The 15,546-nt window shown below is 30.2% G+C and carries 13 protein-coding genes; 9 read left to right on the top strand and 4 right to left on the bottom strand.

The features are described 5' to 3' along the window. Window positions 1–7 precede the first annotated feature (7 nt). The 4 genes from ACFQ1U_RS03305 (at window position 8) to ACFQ1U_RS03290 (ending at window position 6,074) form a co-directional block, all read left to right on the top strand. On the top strand, window positions 8–1,648 hold the full coding sequence (locus tag ACFQ1U_RS03305; protein ID WP_386105287.1) for a S8 family peptidase: 1,641 nt from the start codon (window positions 8–10) through the stop codon (window positions 1,646–1,648). A gap of 67 nt (window positions 1,649–1,715) precedes the next feature. Next, on the top strand, window positions 1,716–3,572 hold the full coding sequence (locus ACFQ1U_RS03300; protein ID WP_386105285.1) for a M1 family metallopeptidase: 1,857 nt from the start codon (window positions 1,716–1,718) through the stop codon (window positions 3,570–3,572). Window positions 3,573–3,642: 70 nt separating this feature from the next. After that, window positions 3,643–4,305: an NAD(P)H-binding protein gene (locus tag ACFQ1U_RS03295; RefSeq protein ID WP_386105283.1), complete on the top strand. Its 663-nt coding sequence runs from the start codon at window positions 3,643–3,645 to the stop codon at window positions 4,303–4,305. A gap of 80 nt (window positions 4,306–4,385) precedes the next feature. Beyond that, window positions 4,386–6,074 (top strand): glutamine--tRNA ligase/YqeY domain fusion protein, encoded by a 1,689-nt coding sequence (locus ACFQ1U_RS03290; protein WP_386105281.1) that lies wholly within the window; start codon window positions 4,386–4,388, stop codon window positions 6,072–6,074. Between the two features lie 33 nt (window positions 6,075–6,107). Here ACFQ1U_RS03290 and ACFQ1U_RS03285 read toward each other — a convergent pair whose 3' ends face one another. Together ACFQ1U_RS03285 and ACFQ1U_RS03280 are read right to left on the bottom strand one after the other, a co-directional pair. Then, window positions 6,108–7,706: an Ig-like domain-containing protein gene (locus tag ACFQ1U_RS03285; RefSeq protein ID WP_386105279.1), complete on the bottom strand. Its 1,599-nt coding sequence runs from the start codon at window positions 7,704–7,706 to the stop codon at window positions 6,108–6,110. Window positions 7,707–7,748: 42 nt separating this feature from the next. Further along, window positions 7,749–8,441: a ComF family protein gene (locus tag ACFQ1U_RS03280; RefSeq protein ID WP_386105277.1), complete on the bottom strand. Its 693-nt coding sequence runs from the start codon at window positions 8,439–8,441 to the stop codon at window positions 7,749–7,751. Between the two features lie 48 nt (window positions 8,442–8,489). On the opposite strand from ACFQ1U_RS03280, the gene ACFQ1U_RS03275 reads away from it, so the two are divergent. The 3 genes from ACFQ1U_RS03275 to ACFQ1U_RS03265 all read left to right on the top strand — a co-directional run bounded on the left by ACFQ1U_RS03275 (window position 8,490) and on the right by ACFQ1U_RS03265 (window position 10,988). After that, complete coding sequence (locus ACFQ1U_RS03275; RefSeq protein ID WP_386105275.1) at window positions 8,490–9,050, top strand: class I SAM-dependent methyltransferase; 561 nt, start codon at window positions 8,490–8,492, stop codon at window positions 9,048–9,050. A gap of 48 nt (window positions 9,051–9,098) precedes the next feature. After that, window positions 9,099–9,998: a hypothetical protein gene (locus tag ACFQ1U_RS03270; RefSeq protein WP_386105273.1), complete on the top strand. Its 900-nt coding sequence runs from the start codon at window positions 9,099–9,101 to the stop codon at window positions 9,996–9,998. Window positions 9,999–10,085: 87 nt separating this feature from the next. Further along, the gene (locus ACFQ1U_RS03265; protein ID WP_386105272.1) at window positions 10,086–10,988 is read left to right on the top strand and encodes a hypothetical protein; all 903 of its coding nucleotides are present in this window, start codon (window positions 10,086–10,088) and stop codon (window positions 10,986–10,988) included. Window positions 10,989–11,022: 34 nt separating this feature from the next. Here ACFQ1U_RS03265 and ACFQ1U_RS03260 read toward each other — a convergent pair whose 3' ends face one another. Beyond that, the gene (locus tag ACFQ1U_RS03260) at window positions 11,023–13,287 is read right to left on the bottom strand and encodes a DUF2569 family protein (RefSeq protein WP_386105425.1); all 2,265 of its coding nucleotides are present in this window, start codon (window positions 13,285–13,287) and stop codon (window positions 11,023–11,025) included. Window positions 13,288–13,289: 2 nt separating this feature from the next. Next, on the bottom strand, window positions 13,290–13,550 hold the full coding sequence (locus ACFQ1U_RS03255) for a hypothetical protein (protein WP_386105270.1): 261 nt from the start codon (window positions 13,548–13,550) through the stop codon (window positions 13,290–13,292). An 88-nt stretch (window positions 13,551–13,638) separates the two neighbouring features. Between ACFQ1U_RS03255 and ACFQ1U_RS03250 the strand changes: the two genes are divergently transcribed. Next, window positions 13,639–15,180, top strand: coding sequence for a glycine--tRNA ligase (locus ACFQ1U_RS03250; RefSeq protein ID WP_386105268.1), 1,542 nt, complete (start codon window positions 13,639–13,641; stop codon window positions 15,178–15,180). Window positions 15,181–15,261: 81 nt separating this feature from the next. Then, window positions 15,262–15,480, top strand: a complete 219-nt coding sequence (locus ACFQ1U_RS03245) for a hypothetical protein (protein ID WP_386105266.1) — start codon at window positions 15,262–15,264, stop codon at window positions 15,478–15,480. The last annotated feature ends 66 nt before the right edge of the window (window positions 15,481–15,546 follow it).

The following is a 15,546-nucleotide window of genomic DNA, read 5'->3' as shown; positions in this document are numbered from 1 at the left end:
ACAGATTATGAGAATTTTAAAACCTGTTTTTTATTCAACAGTAGCAATGGCAATGTTAGCTAGTTGTAAAACTGTGAGTAAAATACCAGTACCGCAAGGTTCTAACGTAGCTATTAACATTCCTGCTAAAAAAGCCGAGTTAACAGATACAGAAAAAAATAACTGGATGCATTTAGATTTAGCTACTGATACCATTCCTGGTATGAGTGTTAATAAAGCCTATGAATTTTTAAAAGGAAAAACCGGAGTAGAAGTAGTAGTTGGAGTAGTAGATAGCGGAACCGACTTAAAGCATGAAGATTTAAAAGCAAATGCTTGGGTTAATACTGATGAAGTTCCAGGAAATAATATTGACGATGACAAAAATGGTTATGTAGATGATATTAACGGTTGGAACTTTTTAGGAAAAATATACAAAGAGAATTTAGAGTACGAACGTATTTTAAAAGACCCTTCTATTGCAGATGCTGCTACAGTAGCTGAAGTAAAAGAGTTTTATAAAAAAGAAGTAGATAAAGCTAAAACAAATAAATCTCGTTACGGTACTATTTTAGGAGGAGTAACCAAAGCAGATAATATTTTACAAAAATATTTTGACAAAGCAGATTATACTAATCAAGAAGTAGCTGCTATTAATACTTCAGATGCTGAGTTAAATTTAGCAAAACAAACAGCTTTACAAATGTTTTCTTACGGATTACCATCTTTAGCAGCTGCTAAAGAAGAGTTAACTAAACTTGTTGATTCAGCTGAGAAAACAATAAGCGGAGAAAGCTTAAAAACAGACTACAGAAGCGTTCTTGGTGACAACCCAAATGACATTAATGATAGCCCTGGTTACGGAGATAATAATACAGGTCATACGAAAAAAGGAGAATCTCATGGTACTCACGTATCAGGGATTATTGGTGCTGTTAGAAATAACGGAGTTGGTATGAATGGTGTAGCATCAAATGTTAAAATTATGGCTGTTCGTGCTGTGCCAGACGGTGATGAGTATGACAAAGATGTTGCTTTAGGTATACGCTATGCAGTTGATAATGGTGCCAAGGTTATTAACACAAGTTTTGGTAAAGGATATTCACCACAAAAAGAATGGGTTTACGATGCAATTAAGTATGCAGCAAAACATGATGTTTTAATAGTAAATGCAGCAGGTAACTCAGGTGAAAATATTGATGTTGAAAAAACATATCCAAATGATGCTCCAGATTTATTAAATGAAGTATCAGATAATTTTTTAACCGTTGGAGCTATGAGTTCTAATTTTTCAAAAAATTTACCAGCAAGCTTCTCTAATTATGGTAAAAAGAATGTAGATGTTTTTGCTCCTGGAGTTCAAATTTATGCAACATTCCCAGATAATGATTATCAAAGTATAAGTGGTACTTCTATGGCGTCTCCAGCTACTGCAGGTGTAGCTGCTTTAGTAAGGTCTTATTATCCAGAATTAACAGCTTCACAAGTAAAAAGAATTTTAATGAATTCTGGTATAAAAATAGACTTAAATGTAGTAAAACCAGGTTCACAATCTAGAGAGAATCCAGAAGGCGAACTAGTACCTTTTTCAAGTTTATCAGTTTCTGGTCGTGTAGTAAATGCATATAACGCATTACGTATGGCTGACAGAATGGTTAACGGAAGATAAACCACATTCAAATTATAAGAAAGAGCATTGTAAAATGCTCTTTTTTCTTTTTTAAAACTAACAATTTATGAGAAAAATTATTTATTCAATTTCTTTAATATTGATGTTTGCTTGTGTCGCAACAGCTCAAGAAACCTCTCATAACAATAACGGGTATTGGCAACAAAAAGCTGATTATACCATGGATATTGATATGGATGTTAAAAAGTTTCAGTATAGAGGAAAACAAAAGTTAAATTATACAAACAACTCTCCAGACGATTTAGATAAGGTTTTTTACCATCTTTATTTCAATGCGTTTCAACCAAACTCACAAATGGATGCGCGTTTACAAGATATTGCAGATCCAGATGGTAGAATGGTAAATAATTTAGGTTCTAAACAAGCACCTAAGTATGAAAGTAGAATAGCTAAACTTAGTCCTAATGAAATAGGATATATTAAAGTTAATTCATTAAGTCAAAATGGAAAGCCAGTTACTTATGAAACTGTAGGGACTATTTTAGAGGTAACGTTAAACTCGCCAATTAAATCAGGAGAAACGGTAACTTTTGAAATGGAATTTGACGGCCAAGTACCATTACAAATTAGAAGATCTGGAAGAAATAGTAAAGAAGGTGTAGCGTTATCAATGACGCAATGGTATCCTAAAATGGCGGAATATGATTTTGAAGGATGGCATACTCCACCATATATTGCAAGAGAATTTCATGGTGTTTGGGGAAATTTTGATGTTACATTACATATAGATAAAAACTACGTTGTAGGTGCTACAGGTACACTTCAAAACCCTCAAGAAGTAGGTCATGGTTATGAAGATGCTTCTAAAAAATTAAAATTACCAAAAGGAAAAAAGCTAACTTGGAAGTTTAAAGGAAATAATATTCACGATTTTACTTGGGCAGCAGATCCAGAATATCAGCATGATATTTTTACTACAGAAAATAATGTAAAGCTTCATTTTTTGTACAAAAAAACATTAGAAAAAAAATACAAAGAAAACTGGAAGAAATTACAACCTAAAACAGCAGAGTTGTTAAAGTATTTTAGTGATCATATTGGTCCATATCCATATAAACAATACTCCGTAATTCAAGGAGGAGATGGTGGTATGGAATACGCACAATGCACCCTAATTACTGGAAAAAGAAGTTGGGGGAGCTTGTTTGGAGTTACTGCTCATGAGTTAGCACATACATGGTTTCAGTTTTTATTAGCAACTAATGAAAGCAAGCATCCTTGGATGGACGAAGGGTTTACTACTTATATTTCTAATAAGGCAGAAAATGATATTTTAGGTAAGAATAAAGCGAATCCACATTTAGGCTCTTACCAAGGTTACGAATACTTAATAAAAACAGGTAAAGAAAAGCCTTTAACAACACATGCAGATAGATATGAGACTAATTTAGCATACGGTATAGCAAGTTACAGTAAAGGGAATATTTTCTTAAGTCAGTTAGAGTATATTATTGGAGAAGAGAACGTAGCAAAAACATTAAAAAAATACTTTAATGACTTTTCTTTTAAACATCCAACGCCAAACGATATCAAAAGAACTGCAGAAAAAGTATCAGGTATACATTTAGATTGGTATTTAAATGAATGGACACAAACAACCAATACCATAGATTACGGTGTAAAGCTGGTTAATAATAAACAAATAACTTTAGAACGCGTTGGAGCTATGCCAATGCCTTTAGATGTTCAGGTAACTTATACTGATGGTACAGCAGAATTATTTAATATTCCATTAGAAATGATGAGAGGATGCAAACCAGGTGAAGTAACTACGTTAAAAGATTGGGGATGGGCGTATCCAACATATACGTTTAATGTTAGTAAAGAAGTAAAATCTGTAGTTATAGATCCAAAAGGGTTTATGGCAGATGTTAATAGATTAAACAATACATTTTCTAAGTAATTTTAGAATATCAACAATATAAAAGAGCAGTGGTAAATCACTGCTCTTTTACGTTATCAAACAAACTAAAGTGGGGAAAACAGCTATTATATTAGGCGGAACAGGGTTAGTTGGAGGTTTATTATTAAATAAGCTTTTATTAGACGATTCATATTCAACAATAAAATTATTTTCTAGAAGCTCGGCGAAATTATCAAATCCTAAAATTGAAGAGCATTTAGGAGATATTATTCATCTTGAAGATTTTAAAAACAGGTTTCATGCTGATGAGGTTTTTTGTTGCATAGGAACCACCAAAGCTAAAACTAATGATGAAGTATTATACAAGCAAATAGATTATGGAATACCAACCAAAGCAGCTGCATTGTGTAAAGAAAATAACATCCCGTTTTTTGCGGTAGTTTCTGCATTAGGAGCTAATAAAAACAGTACTATTTTTTACAATAAAACAAAGGGAGAGATGGAAGAAGAAGTACTCCGTTATCAAGTAAAAAACACTTATATACTTAGACCTTCATTAATTTCTGGTAACCGACAAGAAAAAAGGTTTTTAGAAGATCTTAGTAATGTTTTTATGAAATTAGTTAATCCATTGTTAGTTGGATCAATAAAAAAATACAGATCCATCCCTGCTAAAACCATTGCAGAATGCATGTATAAATTGGCATCAGAAAAACCACAAATTACCATACTTTCCTCAGAAGAAATTAAAGCGATAGTAAAAAGAGCATAAAACCAATGGTAAAACCCATAAAATAGTAGTTGATAGCATTGTAATTTTAATTAATTTTGTTGATTCAATTAACAAAGAAGATGTCAGAAGAAAAAAAATCATTAAACTTCATAGAACAAATTATTGAAGAAGATTTAGCTAACGGAATGCCAAAAGAAAATTTACGTTTTCGATTTCCGCCAGAACCTAATGGTTACCTTCATATAGGTCATACAAAAGCTATAGGAATTAGTTTTGGTTTAGGAGAAAAATATAACGCACCTGTAAACCTTCGTTTTGACGATACTAACCCAGCAAAAGAAGAGCAAGCTTACGTAGATGCTATAAAAAAAGATGTTGCATGGTTAGGTTACCAATGGGATAAAGAGTGTTATTCTTCTGATTATTTTCAACAATTATATGATTGGGCAGTTCAATTAATTAAAGATGATAAAGCTTATGTAGATAGCCAATCATCTGAAGAAATGGCAAGCCAAAAAGGCACACCTACAGAACCAGGAACAAACAGTCCGTTTAGAGACCGATCTGTTGAAGAAAACCTTAATCTTTTTGAAAAAATGAAAAAAGGTGAGTTCGAAGAAGGTACTCATGTTTTACGTGCTAAAATAGATATGGCTTCACCAAACATGTTATTGCGTGATCCTATTATGTATAGAATTTTACATAAAGCACATCATAGAACAGGAAATGATTGGGTTATTTATCCTATGTACGATTGGACACATGGAGAGAGTGATTATATTGAACAAGTATCTCATTCATTATGTTCTTTAGAGTTTAAACCTCACAGAGATTTATACAATTGGTTTAGAGATAATGTTTACAATTACAGTAAAGAAGCATTTCCATTAACACCTAAACAACGTGAATTTTCACGTTTAAACTTAAGCTATACTATTATGAGTAAGCGTAAGTTGTTAAAATTAGTAGAAGAAGGTATTGTTTCTGGCTGGGATGATCCAAGAATGCCAACAATTTCTGGTTTGAGAAGAAGAGGGTATACACCTGCAGCTATTAGGAATTTTGTTGAAACGGTTGGAGTTTCTAAAAGAGAAAATTTAATTGATGTTGCATTATTAGAGTTTAAAATTCGTGAAGATTTAAACAAAACGGCTAATCGTGTAATGGCAGTACTAGATCCTGTTAAATTAGTAATTACCAACTACCCAGAAGGTCAAGAAGAGATTTTAATTGCTGAAAACAATCCGGAAATGGATGCTGGAACCAGAGAAGTGCCATTTTCTCGTGAGCTGTACATAGAAAGAAACGATTTTAAAGAAGAAGCAAATAGAAAGTATTTCAGACTAAGTATTGGTAAAGAAGTACGTTTAAAAAACGCTTATATTATTAAGGGAGAAAGTTGTGTAAAAGATGAAAACGGTAATATTACCGAAATTCATTGTACTTACGATCCTTTAAGTAAATCAGGAAGCGGTACTGAAGAAAGTCAACGTAAGGTTAAAGGAACTTTACATTGGGTATCTAAACAACATGCAGTTCCAGCAGAAGTTAGAGTTTATGACAGATTATTTTCTGATGAAGCACCAGATGGACATAAAGACAAAGATTTTATGGAGTTTTTAAATCCTGAATCTTTACAGGTAATTACTGCATATGTTGAACCTAGTTTACAAACAGCTGCTATTGGAGATCGATTCCAGTTTCAACGTTTAGGTTACTTTAATGTAGATGATGATAGTACTCCAGAGAAACTAGTTTTTAATAAAACAGTTGGATTACGAGATACGTGGTCTAAAAAAAATAACTAATAAAAAAGTCCGAAGTTCAACTTCGGACTTTTTTTATTCAATTATAAAATTCTCATTTATGGACCAATTGGCTCTAACTTGTGGTTGTTTATCGAAGTAAATTATTTTTTCAGGCTGTGTCTTGTTTAAAAAGTTACCTGTATCCCATTGGTTATTTCCATTAGCGTCTATAATTGCTCTAATAGTGTACTCTTTAGGCTCTAAAAGATCAAAAGTTACTATTTGGCTATTTTTGATATAACTAGTTTTTACAACTTTATCTTTTATTAATAGTTCTATTATCACAGGGCTTTCTACTTTTTTATCTACTGTTAAAGTAATACTTCCATAATCTTCGGTATCTTTAGTTCCAAATTTATAGTTTAAGCTATCATTTGCAACCTCAAATAAATCAGTAATTGCTTTTGGTAACACGTCTAACGTGTACCTGTTTTTTGGTTTTGCTTCAAAAAGAACCGCTATTTTATTAATTGATTTTTGTTTGATTTGATGAGTTACTGAAACAGTGTCTTTATCAACTAAAGAAAACTTAGTAGTATCTATTTTAGTAATAGGAGTGTTGGTTGTTAAAAATAAGGTGTCATTTAAATGCAACACATTGCTTACATTAGAATTAACGGCTAATGAATCAATTTTTTCTTTACGTAAAAAAACAGTCACTGTATCTAAAAAAGCGTTGTTTTTAACCTCAAACAATAAAGAGTCAGCTTCAATTGGAGTATGCCAGTAGTTTAAAGTGTCTTTATCTTGTTGAAGCTGTGTGAAGGCTTTAAAGGTATCAGGTACTTTAGATAGTAATTTAACATTAAAATCGGTTTGTTTTCCTTCAAATCCAAACTCTATTCTTCCCTTAACAGCTTCTTTTCCTCTCTTAAAGTTAAATTTTTGTTCTTCTTTAAATACGGTTAATGGTTTTTTAATAATTGAATCTTTAGGAAGGTTAATAGTATCAATTATAAAACCAATTTTATCTGTTTTAGGATTAAAAATATAATCTGTTGAAGTTTCATCTAATCCAACAACATAATACTTTCCTTGTTTTAAATTAGTGAATTTGTAATTTAAAGAATCAGCAGTATTTGCAACATAACTTGGTTTTTGTTTGTATACTATAGAGTCTGTATAAGTACTATCTATTTCGTACAATAAAACACTAATGTTTTTTTTAAGTTTCGGAGATATTGCATCAGCAACAGTTCCTTGAGTAGTTAAGGAGTCAATATAATTTCCGGTAGAAAATACGTACTTAAAATTTTCTAACTTATTATTCTCATTGTTATCTTGTACTGCACTACCAAAGTTAAATGTATACGTAGTATTGGGCTTAAGTGTATCAAGTAGTTTAATACTAATAAATTTACTTGGAGTTCCTTGTGGAGTTATTAAAGGCGGATTTTTTAGAGGTGGTGAAATTACTAATTGTTTATTTAAGTCTTTTAAAACAATATATTCATCAAAATAAATTTTGATGGTTTTTTCTTCAAAGTTAGTTGTTTCATGTGGTGGTTTTGCAATAACCATTATTGGAGCAGTTTCATCTTTAGGTCCACCTTGTGGTCTACCTTTTCTTGCACAACTACTTACAATACCAATAAAACCAACAATAATTAATAATTGATTAGATAACTTCACGGGTGTGTTTTTAGTTAAAGTTCAAAAGTAAGTAAAAAACTACTATGATTTTTCTGTAAAAGCCATGGTTGCTATGCTTATAGTAATATTTTTAGTTTTTAACAGTTCGTTGCAACAAGCTTCAAGAGTTGCACCTGTTGTAATTACATCATCAACCAGTAAAACATGCTTGTTTATTAAAGTGTTAGTATCGGTGATTTCAAATGTTGTGTTGGTATCAGAAAAACGTTCAAAACGGTTTTTAAATGTTTGCGACGTATTTTTATTTACTCGTTTTAAAACTTGAGTATTCACTTTTGTATTAAGTTCGTTAGCTATTGTGTTTGCAAAAGTTGTTACCTGATTGTAACCTCTTTGCTGTAATTTTTTGACATGTAAGGGAACAGGAATTATATAATCTATGTTAGAAAATTTTGTACTTTCTTTTAACTGTTTACCTAGTAAGTAACCCAAAAAATTACCAACCTCTTGATTGTTTTTATATTTTAAATCATGAATAATTTGCTGTGTACTGTTCTCTTTTTTAAAAGCCAATAAAGATGCTCCAAGTTTAACAGGAATTTTTCCATAGAAACACTGTGTAACAAAATTGTTACTATAATCGTTTATAATTAATAGTGGTAAATTAAAATTACAACTGGTACAAAGTATTAATTCATTGTCATAAAGATTATTATTACAATTCACACATAATTCAGGATAAAACAGTCGTGTAATGTCTTTTAAAAATTGCATATTTGCTGTAATATTCTATGAATATACAAAAAAGAAAGGTTATTAATTTTGAGTAGAAAATTTAATTTTTTTAAAGAAGCTTTAAAAAACTACAAAACATCTGGCACTGTTACACCCAGCTCACGTTTTTTAGCTAATGAATTACTAGAGCCCGTAAATTTTAGTGATACTAAGTTAATTGTAGAGTTAGGCCCAGGTAATGGAGCTATTACAAAGCACATTTTAAAAAAAATTAAACCAAATACACATTTAGTTTGTTTTGAAATAAACGATTCTTTTTACAAAGAGCTTCAAAAAATAGCGCATCCACAATTAACCGTATTAAATGTTTCTGCAGAAGATATTGAGGAAGAAATACATAAACTAGGCTTTAAACAAGCAGATTATGTAGTTTCAAGTTTACCTCTTACTATTATACCTAAAGAAATTTCGAGTACTATTTTAAAAGCTTCCTATAAAATTTTGAAGCAAAAAGGATACTTCACCCAGTTTCAATACAGCCTTTCATACTATGGAAAACTTAAAGAGATTTTTGGTAATAACGTAAGTTTAAGCTTTGAGTTATTAAATTTTCCACCAGCTTTTATATACAAATGTGCTAAAAAATAGTATTTTAGCTGCCAGTATACGGAACTACCACATTAATTATCCCCAAAAATGAGCTCAAAAAATAAAAACAGAGGCATCATTATATTATTGTTGGTTTTAATTTTAGCTATTGGTTTTTTATCGTATTTAAATGCAACTGATTACCACAAACTACAAGAAGCATTTAATGACGAAAAAAAAGAGCTTGAATTAGAACTTAATAAAATTATTACTGACTATGACGAGGTTATTAGTCAGAAAATAGAAGTATCTTCAAGTTTAAGAGAAAAACGTACAATTATTGTGAACCTTAAAGACTCTGTAAAAAACCTTTCAGAAGAAAATTATGGTTTGATTAGAGGTTTCAGAAAGCGAATCTCGACTTTAGAGAAAGAAAATAGATTATTATTTGCACAAGTAGATTCATTAAACCAGGTTAATGGTTTGTTGCAAGTAGAAAACATTAGTGTGCGTCAGGAATTAAATAAACAAACAAACATCAATAAGAAAATTGCCAAAAGATATGTTAACTTAAAACATACTAATAAGGAACTTGAAAGTACAATTGATAAAGTATCTACTGTTGAAATTGATGGTTTGGAAATTATAGCAATGAAAAGAAAGAGTGGTGGAAAATATACCACAACATCCCGTTCTAAACGTACAGACGCTTTTAAAATTAATCTTACTTTTTTAGCCAATGAGTATGCTAAATCTGAAGTTAAAAAACTGTATGTGAGTATAATAGATGAAAACAAAAATGTAATTTCTGCTGATGGTAATACAATATTAAAGAATGGAAAGCGTTTGTTGTATAGTGATGTATTTAATGTGAACTACGATAAAAAAGAAATTTCTTTTGTGTCCCTTGCAGAAGTTGATAGTAAAATTATTCATGAAGGAAAATATACAGTAAATGTATATCTAGATGGAGTATTAATTGGAAATAGAGTTTTAGAACTCAAATAAAATTGCTATTTTGAGCCCAAATTAATTGTTTATGTAAAAAGTATTTGAATTAACATATGATATATTAACCCCCTAATCGTAAACATAATGAATCAATCCCCCGACAAAAACAACAAGTTATTGTATTTTTTAATACTAATACTATTTGGCTTGTCTTTGTTTAGTTACAAAAAACACTCAGACTATCAACGTTTAAATAAAGCGTTTATTGACGAAAAAGTCGCACTTCAAGAAGAATTAGACGAAATTATCGCAGATTACAAAGATTTATCTGTTAAAAAGAAAGAATTATCTAAAAGATTAATTAGAGAAGTAAACAAAATTATTGCTTTACGTGATTCTGTCAAAAAGTTAGAAACTAACAACTTCGATTTAATTAGAAAGTATCGACGCCAAGTTGCTACTTTAGAACGACAAAACAGAATTTTATTTAACAAAGTTGATTCATTAAATATGTTAAATAAAGAATTAGAAGAAGCTAAACTAGCTGTAACTAGAGAGCTTAGTTTACAAGATTCTATTTCTAAACAATTAGCAACTCGCAACGATTCTTTATTAAAGTATGCTGAAGGATTACAAGCTAAGATTAACTATGCTGGTGCTTTAAAAGCAGAAAATATTGTTGTTACAGCATTAAAGGAAAGAAGCAGTGGTCGTTTAACATCAACTACAAGATCTAGTAGAACAGATGCCTTTAGAGTAAACTTTAAGTTACCAGAAAATGAGTTCACTATCCCAGGAAGTAAAACAATTCATGTTCAAATTCACGATTTGGATAAAAATGTGATAGCAGCAGAAGATGTTACCAAGTTAGAAAATGGTTTAGAAATTGAATATAGTGATGAAATTAAAGCTAATTATGACAATAATGAATTAAATGTTATGTCACTTACTCTAGTAAATAGAGATGCTATAAAAAGTGGTGAGTACATTGTAAATGTATTTGTAGATGGAGTTTTTTCAGGAAACACATCTGTTAAACTAAAATAATGATACACATAATAAACCAAAAAAAAGAGGAAGTTTAAACTTCCTCTTTTTTTGGTTTTAAACGTTGTATAAATGTTTCTTTAGACCTTTCAGAAAATAGTAAGTAAGGTGCTATTAATGATGTAGAAATAAAGACTTTTAGGAGTGAATTTATATTTTCAGTATCAAAAACATTTATGTCATTTACACTGTTTGCTATTAGTAAATCAAAAAATACAAATAGTAAATTTCCAACTAAAAAGATTGAGTATATTTTAGGAAAACTACTTCTCTTCTTAAAAAATAAGATAATCGCTAATGGATAAAACACTATAATAAATGTATTAAATAAAAGCTCAAAGAAAAGTAACATTGAAAGTGTACTATTGCTATCGCCACCTAAAATTATCCAGTCACCGGTCATATAAATAGGATTGTTTATCAAATCAACCATAACCCTTAAAGGGGAAATACATAACCCTAAACCTATTAATCCAAGCCATCCACCTATTTGTTTGTTTTTTTCAAAATAAGATTCAACTGTAGGTATAGGGTCATATTGATATATTTTAACAGCTATAAAAACATAAATAATTAGTAAGATTATAAAAAGTATAGGTCCAAATATAGATGCCCATTTAACTGAAGAATTTGTGCCATTACCGTACATCCATAAACTATAACCTATTGAATTATCTATTTTTTTTAATCCTTGATTAAATTTTTCAAACTCATTAACACTAACATGATCTTTTAATGTTTTAAATGTTGTCTCTAGGGTTATTATATAATTATAAGGGTCGTAGTTAACGGTTTGATTAAAAGTAAGGTTATTATTATCAATATTAACCTCAGAATTCTCAACTTCCCAATGTCCAGGCATTTTTATAATTGTAGTATGTTTTCTTTTTGTTGGGTATGTTAAGTAATAAGGAGTTGTTCTTTCATCCTCATTGGGCATACTTAACATGTCTAGAATAGAATACGGATAAAAATCTGCTGTTAATTGTTTTTCTTCATACTGAGAGGGTTTCCAAATACTATCAATTTGGTAAGATTCTATAACAGTAATGGTATTGTTTTCAATATTGTCTAAAAACTCTGGTGTTTCTCTACTTTTGATACCAGAATAATACTTAGCATAATAACTTTCATATTCTTTTTTTATAGATGTTTTACTGTTGTTTTTATAATACTCTCTTATGCCGTCAGCTTCACTATCGTAATAAACTGTAGTTACGTTTAGTATAGCACTTTGAGTCTCTTTATTAATAAGAAAATTATCTGTTACTTCTACTAAATTTTCTTGCGTGGCTGTAATTTCATCAAGCTTTGTATTCCCTTTTTTTAATACCAAACCGTATTTGTAATTAGGAAAAGTTATGTTTTTATAAGTACCACCCTGATTTGATATAGTAGGATCGTAATACAGTTCATTTTTCTCACTATCAATCACTTTAACTACACAATGGTCAAATACTTGAGCAGATGGTAACAAATCATTAATAGTAGTTTTTAAATAAGTATTTACTAACATTGGGTAAGCTTCAATCCCCATTTTGTTCAGCATAGTTGCTACAAGTAAACTTTTATCTTTACAATCTCCATAGCGTTGTGCAAATACTTTGTTAGGGTGAAAGGGCTTATAAGCACCAATTCCACTTTCTAAGCCTAAATAACGAATGTCATTTTGAACAAAATCTATAACTTTTTTAATTTTATTGCCTTCAAATTCCTCATTATTATCAATCTGATTTATTTTCTTTTTTAATGATGCTGATAAGTTTTTGTTGTCTTTAAATACGGTTACTCCCCAATCAACAACATCTTTCCAATTATTATAGTTCGAAATATCCAGTAAGCCAGCACTTATATGCCAAGATGGTGTGTTGTCTTCATATTCAAATGCAGGAATGTTATTTTTCACATAAGAATACGTAAAGCCTCTATTGTTTTTATTTACTTTAAGCTTTTCTTCAGAATTAAAAAGTTTTGTTTTTAAAGGTTTTTTACTGTGTAAAATAACACTCATTTTACCAACAGGCTGAGAAGTTTCTAAGCTAAAACTTGTAGAAAACTTGCCTTTATGTATTGGATTAAATCCTTTTATTGTATAACTGTATTCAATAACATCTCCAACTCTAACATCAGAAATATTTGTCATAGCAGATAAAGAGCCGTCATAAATATAGTTTTCTGCATTTAATTCTCTTCTAATTACATTGAAATCAGTGGTTTTAAGTTTGTCAATTTTTTCACCATTTCTAATGATGTTTAAAGAATTTACTTCAAGAGTTTGATAATTTGGATCATATGATATATTTAATGCTGATGAAGATTGAACACCAACATTTTCGGTAATCTTAATTGCTTTTTAAAATAGCTTTCTTGTTTATCAATATCAATTTGTTCATCATACAATAAAATTAAACTTCCACCAGCAATATCTTCCTCGTTTACCTTAGGATTTACATCATAATTTGTTAATTGAATCCATGATGCAGCAGGTGTTTTAGTAACCTGAGCTTTAATACAGTATTGAAAAACAAAAAATAAATAGAAAATAAAGTACTTTTTTTTCATAGTCTTAATAAAAACAGTTAATTAGCAATTGTTCACAAATGTATGTTTTTGAATGTAAATATTTAGGTAATTAATTTATTTTTGCACTATGGCAAAACAAGAAGATCAATTTAAAAAGGTAATATCACACGCTAAAGAATACGGTTATATTTTTCAATCATCAGAAATTTATGACGGTTTAAGTGCGGTATATGATTATGCACAAAATGGTGTAGAATTAAAAAAGAATATTAGAGAGTACTGGTGGAAAGCCATGGTACAAATGCATGAAAATATTGTAGGTTTAGATGCTTCAATTTTAATGCATCCTACTACATGGAAAGCTTCTGGTCACGTAGATGCTTTTAATGACCCTTTAATTGATAACAAAGACAGTAAAAAAAGATATAGAGCAGATGTTTTAGTAGAAGATTATTGTGCTAAAATTGAAGCTAAAATTGAAAAAGAAGTTAAAAAAGCTGAAAAACGCTTTGGAGACGCCTTTAACAAAGAAGAATTTGTTTCTACGAATGGTAGAGTATTAGGATATCAAGAAAAAATAAATACTATTTTATCTAGATTAGCAAAGTCTTTAGAAAATGAAGATTTAGCAGATGTAAAGTTATTAATAGAAGAATTAGAGATTGCATGTCCATTATCTGGAAGTAAAAACTGGACGGATGTTAAGCAATTTAATTTAATGTTTGGAACTCAATTAGGAGCTTCTGCAGACAGTTCTATGCAAGTTTATTTACGTCCTGAAACAGCACAAGGTATTTTTGTAAACTTTTTAAATGTGCAAAAAACTGGAAGAATGAAAATTCCTTTTGGAATCGCACAAACAGGAAAAGCTTTCCGTAATGAAATTGTTGCACGTCAGTTTATTTTTAGAATGCGTGAATTTGAACAAATGGAAATGCAATTTTTTGTAAAGCCAGGTACACAAAAAGATTGGTACGAACAATGGAAAGAAACACGATTAAAGTGGCACTTATCATTAGGTATGGGAGCAGATAAATATCGTTTTCATGACCATGAAAAATTAGCTCATTATGCAGATGCTGCTGCAGATATAGAGTTTAAGTTTCCTTTTGGATTTAAAGAGTTAGAAGGAATCCATTCACGTACAGATTTCGATTTAAAACAACATGAGGAATTTTCAGGGAAGAAATTACAGTACTTCGATCATGAAGACAATAAAAATTATGTGCCTTATGTAGTTGAAACTTCCATAGGTTTAGATAGAATGTTTTTGGCTGTTTTCTCAAATTCATTAGTAGAAGAAGAGCTAGAAAACAATACAACAAGAACAGTATTAAAATTACCAGCCGTATTGGCGCCTACAAAAGCAGCAATTTTACCATTAGTTAAAAAAGACGGATTACCAGAGGTAGCACGTAAAATTATGGAAGATTTAAAATGGGATTTTAATGTTTCTTATGATGAAAAAGATGCAGTAGGACGAAGATACCGCCGACAAGATGCTAACGGAACACCATTTTGTATCACAGTAGATCATGATACATTACAAGATAACACGGTAACCATTAGACATAGAGATACTATGGAACAAAAGCGTGTGAAAATAGACGAACTAAGATCAATTATTAAACAAGAAGTTGATATGCGATCTTGGTTAATGAAAATGTAATTTTCTATTATAAAAACTATAGAAAACCCTCAAAATAGCTTTGAGGGTTTTTTATTTAACTTTGCAATAAATTTTTTTAATATGAAATACGTTGTTTTAGCGCTTTTTATAGTTTTTTTAATATGGATGGCTATAGGAACATATTTATTACAAACAGAACATGTTAAAGCTCCAATAGTAATGGGTTTAGGTGTAATGTTTATGGCATTTATATTAATGCCCGTGTTTATTTATCACAGATATAAAGACGGTAAGTACAAAAAGTATGTTATTGATGATGCTAAATTAGAAGAATGGTGAGTCGTCCTAAAATAGGTTGACAGTTTTAAAAAATATATTTAAACCAGAGAAGCTAGCTTCTCTGGT

The organism is Tenacibaculum geojense (assembly GCF_042676005.1).
Lineage (GTDB): Bacteria > Bacteroidota > Bacteroidia > Flavobacteriales > Flavobacteriaceae > Polaribacter > Polaribacter geojense.
This window is presented reverse-complemented; position numbering and strand designations above follow the sequence as displayed.

What these genes read in the sequence shown, in the direction of transcription:
- ACFQ1U_RS03305 (WP_386105287.1), top strand. Translation starts at nt 8, where the DNA reads ATGAGAATTTTAAAACCTGTTTTTTATTCAACAGTAGCAATGGCAATG.
- ACFQ1U_RS03300 (WP_386105285.1), top strand. Translation starts at nt 1,716, where the DNA reads ATGAGAAAAATTATTTATTCAATTTCTTTAATATTGATGTTTGCTTGT.
- ACFQ1U_RS03290 (WP_386105281.1), top strand. Translation starts at nt 4,386, where the DNA reads ATGTCAGAAGAAAAAAAATCATTAAACTTCATAGAACAAATTATTGAA.
- ACFQ1U_RS03280 (WP_386105277.1), bottom strand. Translation starts at nt 8,441, where the DNA reads ATGCAATTTTTAAAAGACATTACACGACTGTTTTATCCTGAATTATGT.
- ACFQ1U_RS03270 (WP_386105273.1), top strand. Translation starts at nt 9,099, where the DNA reads ATGAGCTCAAAAAATAAAAACAGAGGCATCATTATATTATTGTTGGTT.
- ACFQ1U_RS03265 (WP_386105272.1), top strand. Translation starts at nt 10,086, where the DNA reads ATGAATCAATCCCCCGACAAAAACAACAAGTTATTGTATTTTTTAATA.
- ACFQ1U_RS03255 (WP_386105270.1), bottom strand. Translation starts at nt 13,550, where the DNA reads ATGAAAAAAAAGTACTTTATTTTCTATTTATTTTTTGTTTTTCAATAC.
- ACFQ1U_RS03250 (WP_386105268.1), top strand. Translation starts at nt 13,639, where the DNA reads ATGGCAAAACAAGAAGATCAATTTAAAAAGGTAATATCACACGCTAAA.
- ACFQ1U_RS03245 (WP_386105266.1), top strand. Translation starts at nt 15,262, where the DNA reads ATGAAATACGTTGTTTTAGCGCTTTTTATAGTTTTTTTAATATGGATG.